This is a genomic window from Paenochrobactrum glaciei, from assembly GCF_039522165.1.
Classification (GTDB): Bacteria; Pseudomonadota; Alphaproteobacteria; order Rhizobiales; family Rhizobiaceae; genus Paenochrobactrum; species Paenochrobactrum glaciei.
This window is the reverse complement of the sequence record NZ_BAAADE010000001.1, coordinates 1017954-1032919: the sequence shown is the minus strand read 5'-3', so window position 1 is coordinate 1032919 and position 14966 is coordinate 1017954. Positions and strand designations below refer to the sequence as shown.

General features: G+C 51.5%; 13 protein-coding genes and 1 riboswitch. Of the genes, 3 read left to right on the top strand and 10 right to left on the bottom strand.

Translation table 11 applies throughout. The features are described 5' to 3' along the window. Positions 1–66 precede the first annotated feature (66 nt). From ABDZ76_RS04820 to ABDZ76_RS04775, 10 genes are all read right to left on the bottom strand, one after another. Entirely contained in the window at positions 67–648 is a 582-nt protein-coding gene (locus ABDZ76_RS04820; RefSeq protein WP_343802031.1) for an NADPH-dependent FMN reductase, read from the bottom strand. A 30-nt stretch (positions 649–678) separates the two neighbouring features. Next, positions 679–1278 (bottom strand): phospholipid N-methyltransferase PmtA, encoded by a 600-nt coding sequence (pmtA, locus tag ABDZ76_RS04815; RefSeq protein ID WP_343802028.1) that lies wholly within the window; start codon positions 1276–1278, stop codon positions 679–681. A 210-nt stretch (positions 1279–1488) separates the two neighbouring features. Then, positions 1489–2637, bottom strand: coding sequence for a molecular chaperone DnaJ (gene dnaJ, locus ABDZ76_RS04810; protein ID WP_343802025.1), 1149 nt, complete (start codon positions 2635–2637; stop codon positions 1489–1491). 273 nt (positions 2638–2910) lie between these two features. Next, on the bottom strand, positions 2911–4818 hold the full coding sequence (dnaK, locus tag ABDZ76_RS04805; RefSeq protein ID WP_343802022.1) for a molecular chaperone DnaK: 1908 nt from the start codon (positions 4816–4818) through the stop codon (positions 2911–2913). A 213-nt stretch (positions 4819–5031) separates the two neighbouring features. After that, positions 5032–6018 carry a Gfo/Idh/MocA family protein gene (locus ABDZ76_RS04800; protein ID WP_343802019.1) on the bottom strand — a complete coding sequence of 329 codons (987 nt, stop codon included), beginning with the start codon at positions 6016–6018 and terminating at the stop codon, positions 5032–5034. A gap of 521 nt (positions 6019–6539) precedes the next feature. Beyond that, positions 6540–9338 (bottom strand): aminomethyl-transferring glycine dehydrogenase, encoded by a 2799-nt coding sequence (gcvP, locus tag ABDZ76_RS04795; protein ID WP_343802016.1) that lies wholly within the window; start codon positions 9336–9338, stop codon positions 6540–6542. After that, on the bottom strand, positions 9338–9706 hold the full coding sequence (gene gcvH / locus ABDZ76_RS04790; RefSeq protein WP_343802013.1) for a glycine cleavage system protein GcvH: 369 nt from the start codon (positions 9704–9706) through the stop codon (positions 9338–9340). Before gcvH ends, gcvP begins: the two co-directional genes overlap by 1 nt. A gap of 5 nt (positions 9707–9711) precedes the next feature. Beyond that, the gene (gene gcvT / locus ABDZ76_RS04785; RefSeq protein ID WP_343802010.1) at positions 9712–10821 is read right to left on the bottom strand and encodes a glycine cleavage system aminomethyltransferase GcvT; all 1110 of its coding nucleotides are present in this window, start codon (positions 10819–10821) and stop codon (positions 9712–9714) included. 149 nt (positions 10822–10970) lie between these two features. Next, positions 10971–11072: riboswitch (glycine riboswitch) on the bottom strand. An 85-nt stretch (positions 11073–11157) separates the two neighbouring features. Then, a complete protein-coding gene (locus ABDZ76_RS04780) occupies positions 11158–12318 on the bottom strand; it encodes a benzoate/H(+) symporter BenE family transporter (protein ID WP_343802007.1) in 1161 nt (386 codons plus the stop codon). 30 nt (positions 12319–12348) lie between these two features. Next, a complete protein-coding gene (locus ABDZ76_RS04775) occupies positions 12349–13119 on the bottom strand; it encodes an alpha/beta hydrolase (protein ID WP_343802004.1) in 771 nt (256 codons plus the stop codon). A gap of 358 nt (positions 13120–13477) precedes the next feature. Between ABDZ76_RS04775 and infC the strand changes: the two genes are divergently transcribed. The 3 genes from infC to rplT all read left to right on the top strand — a co-directional run bounded on the left by infC (position 13478) and on the right by rplT (position 14881). Continuing rightward, positions 13478–13957, top strand: coding sequence for a translation initiation factor IF-3 (gene infC / locus ABDZ76_RS04770; RefSeq protein ID WP_343803104.1), 480 nt, complete (start codon positions 13478–13480; stop codon positions 13955–13957). A gap of 293 nt (positions 13958–14250) precedes the next feature. Then, entirely contained in the window at positions 14251–14451 is a 201-nt protein-coding gene (gene rpmI, locus ABDZ76_RS04765) for a 50S ribosomal protein L35 (RefSeq protein ID WP_184222183.1), read from the top strand. A gap of 28 nt (positions 14452–14479) precedes the next feature. After that, complete coding sequence (gene rplT / locus ABDZ76_RS04760) at positions 14480–14881, top strand: 50S ribosomal protein L20 (RefSeq protein WP_343801999.1); 402 nt, start codon at positions 14480–14482, stop codon at positions 14879–14881. Positions 14882–14966 lie beyond the last annotated feature (85 nt).

The following is a 14966-nucleotide window of genomic DNA, read 5'->3' as shown; positions in this document are numbered from 1 at the left end:
GGTCTCTCGCACAGCTCAAAATGAGAGGGCAATTCTTCAACAGATTTACGTTTGAGAACTTGCCTGCTAAGTGCGCGGGCAGCGTTGACAATTTTCAATCAGAATACGGCAGGCATTAGTGAGGGCGCGTTGACTGCGTTCATCTTTGAGCGTGTTGTCTGTTTCAAAAGCATTGGCAGCACCTGAAACCGAACATTGCTCGGTCAGAACCTGTGCGCCGACCGCCATTAAAACCGCACGCAGATGATAAAGGCCGCGCATACCCGCAAAGGCTCCGTTGGAGGTGGAGCACAAAGCGGTAGTCAGACCTGCATAGGGTTTAAGCGGAGCATCGCCGTCTTTGGAAATACGGCTGACCCAGTCCAGTGTGTTTTTCAACAATGGCGGAATGGACGCATTATATTCGGGCGAGCAGATCATCAAGCCATCTTGTTTGGCGATAATGCGGGCGAGCTGCATGGCTGGCTCAGGTATGCCATGCTCGCTTTGAAGGTCTTCATCCATGATCGGCAGCGGATAATCACGCAGTGAAATTTGCGTGACTTCTGCACCCTGTTTTTTCAGTTCACGCGCTGCTGCATCAGCCATATGCTGGCTGAAAGCGCCGTTGCGAACCGAACCGGCAAACACCAGAATTTTAGAGGTCATGGATGAGTGCTCCTTCAAAGCAGGTTTCGGTTAAGAAAGCGGGCTGCGATAGACCCATAATTGTGCAGGCGGCACATTGCGCATGACAAAGTCATAATGCTTGACCACATAATTGCCTTTGCCTGCCGGAACAGGGGCAAGCGGGCCATAAGTGATCTGAATAACCGGACGACCGGCTGGCACGCGGCGCAGCAGATCTTCAATGATCTGGACGCGAGCCGGAACAGGGAAGTTCAACAGTGGCACAGCTGATATAACACTGTCGAACAACATGTCTTTGTTGTCGCCCAAAGTGGTATCGAGATCAAAAGCATCGCCCTGAATAATGTTTACGTCCGGAAAATTAATGCGCAGATGTTTCGCAAAATCTTCTGAATATTCGACGCAGTAAAGATCCTGCGGTTTTACACCGTGCTGCAAAATCGCTTTGGTGATCACACCTGTGCCGGGCCCGAGTTCAAGCACCGGCATTTTGGATGTTGTGTCGATAACACTTGCCATGCGGCGAGCAGTAATGGAACTTGTCGGTAAAATGGCTCCGACGGCTTTCGGCCCGTCAATCCAGCCTTTAAAGAAGCGAATTTCTTCGTTGAATTTCTCGGCGAATTTACGTGCCAGCGGTCCTGCCATTATGCGATCTCCCATTAACGTCACTTGGCAAAAAACAATTTGGTGCACTCATCAAACATCAAACTGCTTCAAGGTTTTCGTTCATAGCACGAAATTTATGGCAAGAAATTGCTTTTTCGCGTGTTTGAATTCACAGTTCATTTTTTTATGAAACAGTTTTACGTTTGATGATAAATGCAAAAAGACAAAGAAAAAGGGGCTAAAAGCCCCTTAATCTTTAATTCCTTCAAAGAAATCTTTCATCCGTGCGAAAAATCCGGTTGATTGCGGACTATTTTCTTTGGAAGAAATTTCTTCAAATTCCTGCAACAGCTCGCGCTGGCGCTTATTGAGATTCTGCGGCGTTTCAATTGCCACCTGAATGTAAAGGTCGCCGATATTGGTTTGACGCAGCACCGGCATGCCCTTTGCCTTAAGGCGGAACTGTTTGCCGTTTTGCGTGCCTTCCGGAATTTTCACCCGTGTTTGCGTGCCATCCAGTGTGGTCACTTCAAACTGGCCTCCAAGGGCTGCCGTGGTCATGGAAATCGGCACTTTGCAATAAAGGTCGGCTCCGTCGCGCTGGAAGAACTCATGCGGCTTGATGGAGATAAAGATGTAGAGATCACCCGAAGGGCCGCCGCGTGTACCGGCTTCACCTTCACCCGACAAACGGATGCGGGTGCCATCTTCAATGCCGGCCGGAATATTAACCGAGAGCGAGCGCTCTTGCGAAACATGACCTGTGCCGGAGCATTTGGTGCAAGGATCAGGAATGGTCTGGCCGCGGCCGTTACAGGTCGGGCAGGCGCGTTCAACTGAGAAGAAGCCCTGCGAGGCGCGCACACGTCCGGCACCACCACAGGTGGCACAGGTGACAGGCTGCGTGCCAGGCTTTGCGCCTGAGCCACTGCATTCATCGCAGGTGATGGAGCTTGGCACACGGATTTGTGCCGTTTTACCGCTGAAAGCTTCTTCGAGTGAAACTTCCATATTGTAGCGCAGATCAGCACCGCGTTCGCGTCCGCCGGAGCGGCGCTGGCGACCGCCACCCATCATCTCGCCAAAAATATCTTCAAAAATATCGGAGAAGCCACCGGCACCGCCGAAACCACCACCGAAGCCGCCGCCAAAACCACCGGCACCGCCGCCGCCATTTTCAAAGGCAGCATGGCCAAAGCGATCATAGGCTGCGCGTTTCTGCGGGTCTTTCAGCACATCATAGGCTTCACCAAGCTCAATAAACTTGCGCTCTGCTTCCGCATCGCCCGGGTTTTTGTCGGGGTGGAACTGCATGGCAAGTTTACGATATGCCGATTTCAGAACTTTATCGTCAGCTGTTTTGGTAACACCAAGGATTTCGTAATAGTCGATCTTCATGAATTCGTCTTTCAGGCGGCTCTCATAATGACGGCCAAAAACTTTAATGACCTCACAGCGCGCAAAACATATGGAAACTGGCTGCGATACCAGATCTAAAACAAGATGTTATCGCGACTGGCTGTGAATAGCAGAGTGCCTAAAGATGAGACCTCTGACCGGTTAATTAAGAACAAAACAACCGGAACAGCCGCCAATGTTTTGCTTCATAAATGTAAGCTCGAATATCGGAAAGCCCGACTTGAAAGTCGGGCTCCCCACATATCGGTTAGATTATGACTTCTTTTCGTTGTCGTCGATTTCTTCGAAATCAGCGTCAACGACGTCGTCATCAGAAGCCTGGGCACCTTCTTCGCCGCCCTGACCATCTTCGCCCTGATTGGCTTCATACATGGCCTGACCAAGCTTCATGGAAGCTTCAGCAAGGGTCTGTGTCTTGGTTTTGATGTCTTCTGCATCATCACCTTCAACAGCAGTTTTCAATGCTGCCAGTGCAGTTTCGATAGCCTGCTTGTCTTCAGCCGAAACCTTTTCGCCGTATTCTTTCAGCGACTTGTCGGTTGAATGGATGAGGCCTTCTGCCTGGTTCTTGGCTTCAACAGCTTCACGGCGCTTCTTGTCAGCTTCAGCGTTGGCTTCGGCATCTTTAACCATCTGCTCGATATCAGCATCGGAGAGACCGCCAGAAGCCTGAATACGGATCTGGTGTTCTTTGCCGGTGCCTTTGTCTTTTGCAGACACGTTAACAATACCGTTGGCATCGATGTCGAAGGTCACTTCAATCTGCGGAACGCCGCGTGGTGCCGGTGGGATACCAACCAGATCAAACTGGCCGAGCATCTTGTTGTCGGCAGCCATTTCGCGCTCGCCCTGAGCCACACGAATGGTCACAGCAGACTGGCTGTCTTCAGCGGTCGAGAAAGTCTGGGACTTCTTGGTAGGGATCGTGGTGTTACGCTCGATCAAACGGGTGAAAACGCCGCCCAATGTTTCGATACCCAGTGAAAGCGGGGTAACGTCGAGGAGCAACACGTCTTTCACGTCGCCCTGCAAGACACCGCCCTGAATTGCTGCACCCATGGCAACAACTTCGTCAGGGTTCACACCCTTGTGCGGCTCTTTACCAAAGAACTCTTTAACGACTTCCTGAATTTTTGGCATACGGGTCATACCGCCAACCAAAACAACTTCATCAATGTCGCCGGCTTTCAGACCAGCATCTTTCAATGCAGCCTTACATGGGTTGACTGTGCGCTGTACCAGATCGTCCACGAGGGTTTCGAGCTTGGCACGTGACAGTTTGATGGCCAGATGCTTCGGTCCGGTCTGATCTGCGGTGATGAACGGCAGGTTAATCTCGGTCTGCTGTGCAGATGAAAGTTCGATCTTGGCTTTTTCAGCAGCTTCTTTGAGGCGTTGCAGAGCAAGCTTGTCGTTCTTCAGGTCAATGCCCTGTTCTTTTTTGAACTCATTGACGAGATATTCAACCAGACGCATGTCGAAGTCTTCACCACCGAGGAATGTATCACCATTGGTGGATTTTACTTCAAATACGCCGTCGCCGATTTCGAGGATCGAAACGTCAAATGTACCGCCGCCAAGGTCATAAACCGCAATGGTCTTGCCTTCGCTCTTATCGAGGCCGTAAGCCAGAGCCGCAGCAGTTGGTTCGTTAATGATACGCAGAACTTCCAAACCAGCGATGCGGCCTGCATCTTTGGTTGCCTGACGCTGAGCATCGTTAAAATATGCAGGAACTGTAATAACAGCCTGTTCAACTTTTTCACCGAGGTAATCTTCTGCGGTTTCCTTCATTTTCTGAAGGATCATCGCGGATACCTGCGAAGGTGAATATTTTGTGCCGTGGACTTCTACCCACGCATCACCATTGTCGCCCTTAACAATCTTGTATGGCACCAGATCTTTATCTTTGGTGACCATCGGATCGTCGAAGCGACGGCCGACAAGACGTTTAACAGCAAACAAGGTGCCTTCCGGATTGGTAACGGCCTGACGTTTTGCAGGCTGGCCAGCGAGGCGTTCGTCACCTTCGGAGAAAGCGATAATCGACGGGGTGGTGCGTGCACCTTCCGCATTTTCGATGACCTTCGCGTTTTTACCGTCCATGACAGCTACGCAGGAGTTGGTCGTACCCAGATCAATACCAATTACTTTAGCCATTTTTATCTCCATTCAGCAAACCGCTTAGACCTCTGACGAGCGTTCTGTTAAGCGGCCCCTATCGGTTCTAGTCTGCCCCATCATGACGAATTAAGGCATCCCGTTGAGGGGTATATAAGAAAGGGTTATTTTCACTGCAAGTCGGTTTAGGCCAGTTCTGCAAGATTCCTGCCACAAGTGACATTATTTTGCCTGAAACCATGAAAAAACGTCTTAAACCTCTGTCCAGTTTCCTTTTTTTCCGGCTTCATAGACCATATCAATGAAATGCTGATTACCTTTTGAGTTTTCAAGACTGAAAACACTGACAGGTGCGCCGCGTGCTTTACGCACAAATGTTTCAGCTTGCAACTGATACTGATTAATATTCTGGAAGCTGTAGGTGGTCGTGGTGTCGCGGGTGACATTATGCACGGTAATCTGGGCATGATCATATTTGAGCGGATTGAAGGGCGCATGCACTTCAATATAGCCATTATCACCATGAAAAATCATTGATTGGCGGTAGGCCATCTGGGTCGCCACATAAAAATGCAAATCAAACCCATCAAATTGTGCTTCTACGCTGGCGTAGCGGTCGGTTTTGAAAGTGGGGTCAAATTCTATCTGTGCGCGGATGCGCTTCGGCTCAAGGCCGGTGCTCATACGGGTGGTAACCACTGGATAAACGCCGATATCAGGCAAGCCGCCACCGCCAAGCGATAATTGATTGCGCATATTGGCGGGATCATTGTTGAAGTAAGTGAAAACGCCTTCCACGCGGCGTAAATGCCCGATCACACCTTCTTGCAGAAGTTCACGCAGTTTGATCCACTGTGGATGGTAATAAACCATGAAAGCTTCAGAAATCACCACGCCATATTGATCGCGTGCTGCAATCAGCGCATCAATTTCTGCTGTTTTAAGCGCAATCGGCTTTTCGCATAAGACATGTTTACCGGCTTTGGCCGCTTTGAGTGTCCATTCCACATGTTGCGATGTCGGCAGCGGAATGTAAATTCCGTCGATCTCATCGCAGGCAAGCAGCTCGTCATAGGAGCCGAAGGCGTGTTTCATACCAAAACGATCAGCAACGTGACGCGCTTTGGCCAAATCGCGGCTGGCAATGGCGTGCGCAACACCGTTTTCACTGGCGCAGATTGCCGGAATAACCTGATTGATGCCGATATTCGCCGTTGACAGGATGCCCCACCTGAACATGATTTCCCCCTTTTATTTGAGTGGCTGATTTTTGGCGGACAGTATCGCGCACCCCTGCAAAAAGGAAATGCTGATTCTTTAAAAATGTTTAAGCAGGTGAATTTGAGTTGAAATGCGAGGCTATTTAAGCTCTTTGGTTGCGCATTCACTGTTTTATCAGCGTTTTTTCAAATGAATTTTCATTTTTTACCGAAATGTTCACAAAATTTGACAAAAGGGGTTGAATATTAACGACCGCTGATCCATATCAGGGTTACTTACCGCTGTGCCTCCTCCCATTGCGCGCGGTAAGTGTTCCCCTCTGAAGGTTTTGCCTTTAAGGCACCTTCATAAATTTTAAGCCGGGCTTTTTAGTCCGGCTCTTTTTTTGCCCGAAATTTGAACAGACATATTGCAGTTAACCAGTACTTGGCAGCCATGACTGAGCAGCCAGCCACTGCTGGCGAAAATGCTTTGCGTGATAAAAGAAAAAGGCGCCATGGTTTCCCATGGCGCCTTTTTTGCAAATTTAGCTATCTGAATTAGGCATAAGCCTGCATCGGAGGGCATGAGCAGATCAGGTTACGATCGCCGGCCACGTTGTCGATGCGGGATACCGGCGGCCAGTATTTGGCGGTCGGATCAGCATCTGCATTCGGGAATACAGCTTCCTGACGTGAGTAAGGATGCGTCCACTCACCGCCGATTGTATCAATGGCAGTATGCGGCGCATTGACCAGCGGGTTGTCTTCCAGTGGCCAATGGCCGGAGGCAACCTTGTCCGCTTCACCGGCAATGGCGATCATGGCGTCACACAGACGGTCAATCTCAGCCAATGGTTCGGATTCGGTCGGCTCAATCATCAATGTGCCGGAAACCGGCCATGACATGGTTGGCGCATGGAAGCCGTAGTCGATCAGACGTTTGGCAACATCTTCAACGCTGATGCCTGCCTGATCTTTCAACACGCGGGTGTCCACGATGCACTCATGTGCCACGCGGCCGTTCTTGCCTTTATAAAGGATCGGGAAGTGGCCTTCCAGACGATGCGCAATATAGTTGGCGTTGAGAATGGCCATTTTGGTGGCGCGTTTGAGACCGGCACCGCCCATCATTCGGATATACATCCATGTGATGACCAGAATGGACGCACTGCCGAATGGTGCAGCAGAAACAGCCTGACTGGTACCCTGTTCCACGTGACCCGGGATAAACGGCACCAGATGCTTGGCAACACCGATCGGGCCAACGCCCGGTCCGCCGCCGCCATGCGGGATGCAGAATGTCTTATGCAGGTTCATGTGGCAAACATCGGCACCAATATCGCAAGGACGGCCGAGGCCAACCAGAGCGTTCAGGTTTGCACCGTCGAAATAGACCTGACCGCCATGGGAATGAACGATCTCGCAGAATTCGCGGATGCCTTCTTCAAACACACCGTAAGTGGACGGGTAGGTGATCATGAAGGCTGCAAGGTTGGCGCTGTGTTTTTCAGCTTTTGCCTTGAGGTCTTCAATGTCGATGTCGCCTTCCGGCAGACAGTTGACCACAACCACTTTCATACCGGCCATGCTGGCGCTGGCAGGGTTGGTACCATGGGCCGATGACGGGATCAGGCAGATATCGCGCTGATGGTCGCCACGGGACTGATGGTAACGGCGGATTGCCAGAAGACCGGCATATTCACCCTGACTACCGGCGTTTGGCTGCAAGGAAACAGCGGCAAAGCCGGTGATTTCGCAAAGCCAGTTTTCAACGTCGGAGGTCATCTGGGCATAGCCCGTGCTCTGTTCTGCCGGTGCAAACGGATGCATATTGGCAACTGTATTCCAGCTGACAGGCATCATTTCTGCGGCCGCATTGAGCTTCATGGTGCAAGAGCCGAGCGGAATCATCGCACGGTCAAGCGCCAGATCTTTATCTGCCAAACGACGCAAGAATCGCATCATTTCGGTTTCGGAGCGGTGCTGATGGAACACTTCCTGTGTCAGGAAGGCCAGCGTGCGCTTCGATGGCAGACGGGTCGCATCAGTGCTTGCAACAGTGGCACCAAAGAGAGCGGCAATTGCTGCCACATCTTCGTCGCTTGAAGTTTCGTCAAAAGCCACAGCCACAGTGTCAGCATCAATGACGCGCAGCAGTCGGTCAGCTTTGTCAGCTTCGGCAGCAATCGATGCAGCTTTGCCCGGAACTTTGACGGTGACAGTGTCAAACAGCTTGTCGCCAGCCAGTTCAAAGCCTGCTTTTTTCACGGCATCGGCAAAATTGCTTGAGCGTTTTGCAATTTCAGTTGCAATCGACTGCAAGCCGGATGGGCCATGATAAATAGCATAAGATGCAGCCATATTGGCCAGCAATGCCTGAGCGGTACAGATGTTGGATGTCGCTTTATCACGACGGATATGCTGCTCACGGGTTTGCAATGCCAGACGGTAACCAACACGGCCGTGTGCATCGGTGGACTGGCCAACGATACGACCCGGAATGATACGGGTCAAAGCCTGTGAAACGCCGAGATAGGCTGCGTGCGGGCCACCAAAGCCCATCGGCACGCCAAAGCGCTGCATGGAACCAACAGCCATATCAGCACCCCATTCAGCAGGCGCTTCTGTGACAGTCAGAGCCAGCGGATCGGCAACAGCAATCACCTGTGTGCCAAGTGCTTTTGCAGCAGCAATCACAGCTTTATAATCGCCGTAAACGCCCTTTGTATCAGGCCAAGGAACGATCAGAGCGGTGGTGTCTGCATCGACATCGCCTGATGTTTCAATGGTGATGCCCAAAGGCTCAGCGCGGGTGCGCAGAACGTCCAAAGTCTGGGCATGCAGTTCACCGGCAATCAGCACACGGTGACGGTTTTCGCGGTGATGGCGGTAAGCGATAGCCATTGCTTCTGCAACAGCCGTTGCTTCATCAAGCAAGGATGCGCAAGCAACAGGCAGACCGGTCAACTCGGTTACCAGTGTCTGGAAGTGGAACAGCAATTCCAGACGACCCTGACTGATTTCTGACTGGTAAGGCGTATAGGCCGTGTACCATGCCGGATTTTCAAACAGGTTACGCTGGATCACCGGTGGGGTGTAGCAACCGCTGTAACCTGCACCGATAAAGCTTTTTTTGACGATATTGCGGTTCATCACCTGCTGAAGTTCAGCCAAAGCTGCTGCTTCGCTCAAAGGCTGTGGCAGATCCAGTTCGCGGTTAAAGCGAATGGATTCCGGCACTGCCTGTGTGATGAGTGTTTCCAGCGAGGAGACGCCGAGAGCACCAAGCATGGTGCGCTCATCCGCATCGCGGGGACCGATATGACGGTCCACAAATGGAAGTGAACCCTGTGTCATTAGTCTACCAGTGCCTTATAACCGGCTGCATCGAGCAGACCATTCAGCTGGCCTTCATCGGAAAGCTTCAGCTTGAACAACCAGCCTTCGCCTTCTGCGGCCTGATTGATGAGGGATGGATCGTTAACAACTGCATCGTTGATTTCAACGATTTCACCGTCAACCGGTGCGTAAACATCGGAAGCAGCTTTAACGGATTCGACCACAACGATGGCATCGCCTTTAGTAACCTTGCGGCCAACTTCCGGCAGTTCGACGAATACGAGGTCGCCGAGCTGTTCTTGCGCATGTACGGTAATGCCGACAGTGGCGGTGCCATTATCGTTGTTGATCCATTCGTGATCTTCGGTGAACAGGATAGAGGCCATGATTGTTATCCTTTGTGGTAGTGATGCGGTGTAAATGGAAGTGAATGAACATCAAGCGGTACAAGATTACCGCGGATATCTGCAAAAACACGGGAGCCGACAGCGGCAAATTCAGGGGTGACATAACCCATCGCTACCGGATGCCCCGCTGACGGGCCGAAGCCGCCGGAGGTGACGCGACCGATTTTGTTACCGTCTGCATCAAAGAGTTCAACATCTGCACGAACCGGCTGACGGCCTTCTGGCTTCAGGCCAACGCGTTTGGCTTTGGCACCGGCTGCAAGCTTTTCCAAAAAGGCTTTGGCGCCGATAAAACCGGCAGTTTCGCGCACAGGTTTTGGCACAGCCCAGAGAAGACCTGCATCCACCGGATTGATTTCAGGGGTGATGTCCTGACCATGCAGGCAAAGGCCGGCTTCCAGACGCAGGCTGTCACGCGCTGCAAGGCCGATCCACTGAACGCGCTCATCGGCAAAGAGTTTGGCGAGCAGGTCGCGGGCATCTTTTTCCGGCAGGGCAATTTCAAAACCGTCTTCACCGGTATAACCGGAACGGGTGACAAACCAGTCAGCCTTAGGCTCGATACCGGTCATGAAGGTCAGCTCACCACCGGGCACACCTGCTTTGGCTGCAACATCGGCAGCGGCAGGGCCCTGAAGCGCCAGCAAAACACGGTCAAGCGGGTTGACGGTTACGGATTTACCGGCTGCCACTTTGTTGAGATGTGCAATATCAGCATCCGCATTGCCGGCATTGGCAACGATCATGAAGCGGTTTTCGCCCAAACGGGTCACGATCAGGTCGTCTTCGACGCCTGCATTTTCGTTCAGCAAAAATGTGTATTTTGACTGGTTCATCGGGATGGAAAGCGGATCAAGCGGGCAGGCTTCTGCCAGCAGCTTGGCTGCATCATCACCGGAAATTTCGATGACACGCATGTGAGAAATGTCGAACAGGCCAGCCTGTTCACGCACATGCAAATGTTCTTTCATCACGCCCAGCGGGTAGGTGATTGGCATGTTCCAGCCGGCAAAGCCGCCAAAACGTGCTTTCGCTGCTTCATGAAGATCCTGCAATGGCAGGGTTTTTAACGTGGTTTGTGCCGTATCGCCCATATCAACTCCAAAAGTCGCACGAATGCCTCCGCAAAATGCGGTTGCTTCAGTGCCCCTCTGTCTGAAGCCTGAGAGACTCGCATAGTTTGAGATAAACTACACTTACACCTTCGGCGCGGGAGCAAAGCCCCGACTTTCCAGAGTTGCCTTTCCTGTCAGCGGTTCTTGATACCTGAGAGATTTCGGGCGATTTCCCCTTCGGTGGCTGAGATGCAGGTAATCTGCTCCCAACTCTCTCCCGCAGACAGACAGGGCAGTAGCCTTGTTGCTCCTTACCCTCGACGCGTTATGACTTAGCCGAAACTGGCTCTTAAGTCACTCGCTTTCTGTTGGCTTTCAGCCGGTTTTGCGCGACAATTTGCCTTGGGCGTAGTCCAGTGCAACCACTAAAAGCCCTGCAACAAGCGCCCAGAATGCAGAGCCGATGCTCAAAAAGCTAATGCCGGAAGCGGTAACAGCAAAAGTGACAACCGCACTTAAGCGTTCTTTTTCTTTCGAGAGCGCCAGTGTCATGGCATTGATGAAGGGGCCGGAGAGTGCCAGTCCGGCAATCAGTGCGATCAGCACCGGTGGCAGTACGGCAAATATCGCCACCAGTGACGCGCCGAACAGTGCAAAAATGACATAAATTACAGCGTAAACAGGGCCTGTCAGCCAGCGCTTTGTCTGGTCGGGGTGCGCGTCAGGGCTGGTGCAAAGGGCGGCGGAAATCGCGGCCAGATTGCTGGTGGCTGCGCCAAAAAAGGCTGAAACCAATGAGACAAGGCCGGTGACCTGAAGTGCTGGACCTGTCGGCGGCTCATAGCCAAAGGCGCGCAATACGGCAAAGCCCGGCAAATTCTGCGATGCCATGGTGACGAGATAAAGCGGCAGAGCCAGACCGACCATGGCGCTGAAATGGAAGGTTGGCGTGATGAATTCCAGTGTTGAAATTTCCGGTGCCGGAAGGCTCGGCGAGCGCCCTGTCACAAGCGCAAAAATAACGCCGCCGATGAGTACGGCAATGACTGCAAGCGACGGATTGAAAAGCCGGATGATGAAGAAGAGAGCCGCCAGCGGCAGCACCATCACCGGATCAATTTGTGCGGCCTTGGCCGCATTTAAGACAAAGCCGACCAAAACACCGGCCAGCATGCCGGAGGCCACGGATGTCGGGATACTGGAAACAAGGCGCGATAAAGGTTTGATGAGGCCTGTCAGAACGATCGCAATGGCGGTGACGATAAATGCACCGACCGCTTCATTGATGGTAAAGCCGCTGCTGGCACCGATTAAAGCCAGACCCGGTGTTGACCATGCGGCAATGATCGGCATTTTATAGCGGATGCTGAGATAGGCGGATGCGGCGGCAATAGCCAGACAAACAGCGGTCACCCAGCTTGCGGTTTGGGTTTGACTGGCTCCCAGCACGGTGGCTGCGGCAATGATGAGAGCAAGCGTGCCCCCAAAGCCGACAATGGCTGCAACACTGGATGAGGCAAGAACCGAAAACCGCATGGAATTAAACCTTTATCGGAAGGTTGAACCTTAATTGTTGATTTGGGCAATCATCATGTCGAGGGAACGTGTCAAAAGATCGAGATCCTGCGGGCGGGAAAGGCGGTGGTCGCCATCACGCACAAGGGTGAGGGTTACATTATCAACCGGCAGATGTTCGGTGAGGAGAAGGGCATGTGAATAAGGCACATCTTCATCCTGACACCCTTGCAGAATATGTACCGGACAACCGGTTTCGATAATGTCTGTTAAAACCAGATTTTGCCGTCCGTCCTCAATCAGCTTGCGCGTATAGATGAAGGGATTAGGCGAATATTCTGAAGGTTCTTCAAAATAGCCTTTTTCGATCAGCGATTTTTTATATTCTTCGCTTAAATTCGGCTCGATCAAACGGGCCGTGAAGTCCGGAGCCGGTGCTATCAGAATAATGCCGGCAGGGCCTTTGCCTTGTTTGATCAGTTCCTGCGTCATGCGCAAAGTGATCCATGCGCCCATGGAAGAGCCGACCAGAATTTGCGGATTTTTGTTATATTGATGATGCACGGCCAGAGATTCATTCAGCCAGCGTGAAATGCAGCCTTCATTGAAGTCGCCACCCGATTCGCCGTGACCGGAATAATCGAATCGTAAAAACTCGTGATCGTTGGTTGCTGCCCATTGATCGAGTGTTTCGGCCTTTGTGCCCAGCATATCCGACCGATAACCGCCCAGCCATGTGATTCCCGGTGCCTTGCTGCCTGCACGGTAACGCAGGGCGATAGGGGCGCCGTCCACAGTGATGAACTCTGGTTTATCTGTCATTGCTGCCAGTCTCCGTTTATTTCAATTATGATAGGGCTATACTTATGCGCGACCATGTTCAATAGCGCAAAAGCCTTGAAAATCTGCCTCATATGCTTAAATATTAACGTGGAGGCACGCTTTTGACCGATTTATTCGGTTGGGGGTGATTTTTCTTAACAAAGATGCTATTGACATCCACGCTTGCTTGGCGCCATGTCCCGCACTAAGTGCGACTGCGCTGGCAAGACACTGTTATTTCGCTGTTAAGCTGATAAAAGTGCCGCCGAAAAGTTTAATAATTGAGGAGTTAACGACCATTCGCCGACCGTTCAGAGCGACGCCGGTCCAGAAAGACGGACCGCGTGCCAACCGCGATATCCGGGTTCCCCGGGTTCAGCTAATCGATGCCGAGGGCCATAACCACGGTGACATGACCATTCAGGACGCCATTGCGATGGCTGAAGAGGCAGGCCTTGATCTTGTAGAGATCGTGCCTAACGCCGAACCACCTGTTTGTAAGATTGTTGATCTGGGTAAGCTCAAGTATCAGAGTCAGAAAAAAGCCGCTGAAGCGCGCAAAAAACAGAAAACGGTCGAAATCAAAGAAATTAAGATGCGACCGAACATCGACACTCATGACTATGAAGTGAAGATGAAGGCTGCGCACCGATTCTTTGATGAAGGTGATAAGGTTAAGTTCACACTGCGTTTCCGTGGTCGCGAAATGGCGCACCAGGAACTGGGTATGAAGCTGTTGCAGCGCGTTAAAGAAGAAACATTAGACATCGCCAAGGTTGAGGCTGAGCCGCGCCTTGAAGGTCGTCAGATGATGATGGTTCTTGCGCCACGTTCATAATATAGTTTTTATCAAGATAGGGCTGAGGCTTTATCTTGGCTTGTGAAGCTAAATTAGTTCAGCAGAAAACCGCCTTCGGGCGGTTTTTTATTTTATGGGTTATAAAATGTCGCGCTCTGATTCAGTAGTTGCGTTTTTATCATATTATGCCTATAAGGCCTCGTTCGAACCGACCGGCAGGGCATGCCGTGGCGGTTTCGCATGCTTTCCAGACTTTGGTCGGTCTGGAAGTAGAAAACCAGAGCTCTGATATTCATTGCGAATGTTAAGGGCCTCTAGATTAGGAGAGCAAAATGCCCAAGATGAAGACCAAATCCTCCGCTAAAAAGCGGTTCAAAATTACCGCAACCGGCAAAATCAAAGCTGCTGCTGCTGGTAAGCGTCATGGCATGATCAAGCGCTCGAACAAGTTCCTTCGCGATGCACGCGGCACCATGGTTCTTAGCGAACCAGATGCAAAGATCGTGAAGAAGTTCCTGCCAAACGGCCTCTAAGCCGCTATATCCTTAAGGAGATCATACTATGGCACGTGTAAAACGCGGCGTAACTGGCCACGCTAAACATAAAAAAGTTCTCAAGCAGGCAGAAGGTTTCCGCGGTCGTCGCAAGAACACCATCCGCACTGCAATGGCAGCTGTTGATCGTTCGAAGCAGTATGCTTACCGCGATCGTAAGAATCGTAAGCGTAACTTCCGCGCTCTCTGGATTCAGCGTATCAACGCTGCTGTTCGCGAGCATGGCTTGACCTATGGCCGTTTCATCGACGGTCTGATGAAGTCAAACATTGAAATCGACCGTAAAGTTCTGTCGGATATTGCTATCCATGAACCTGAAGCATTTGTTGCTTTGGTTGATTCTGCGAAGAAGGCACTGGAATATCTGAAAGATACCACGCCTAACGCTTTTGAAGGCGCTGTACGTTAAGCCAGCCGCCTTCCCAAAGCACGATTGAATAACTTTTGGGACCCGCGCTGGCTCGGCTGGCGCGGGTTTTCTTATTTTTCGGATT